Raw genomic sequence first — 288 nt, forward strand, 5'->3', positions numbered from 1 at the left:
GCGGTGATCTCGAACCATCTGGACTACCAAAAGCTGGTCGTGAACCATGACATTCCGTTCCACTACGTCAAAGTTACGAAGCAGAATAAGAGGGAAGCCGAAACGCAGCAGATGCGCATCGTCGAGGAGACCGGCGCGGAGCTGGTGGTGCTCGCCCGGTACATGCAGGTGCTGTCGAATGAGATGTCCGAGAAGATGTCCGGCCGCATCATCAACATCCATCACTCCTTCCTGCCGTCATTCAAAGGAGCGAACCCCTACAAGCAGGCTTTTGAGCGTGGGGTAAAA

Annotated in this window: 1 protein-coding gene; it reads left to right on the forward strand. The window is 54.9% G+C overall.

Features of this window, described 5'->3' with window-relative positions:
- Positions 1-288 (forward strand): formyltransferase family protein (locus EN857_RS34210; protein WP_281036059.1); only part of this gene is annotated, 288 nt, incomplete at both ends.

Origin of the sequence: Mesorhizobium sp. M4B.F.Ca.ET.214.01.1.1 (assembly GCF_004791545.1) — a bacterium.
GTDB lineage: Bacteria > Pseudomonadota > Alphaproteobacteria > Rhizobiales > Rhizobiaceae > Mesorhizobium > Mesorhizobium abyssinicae.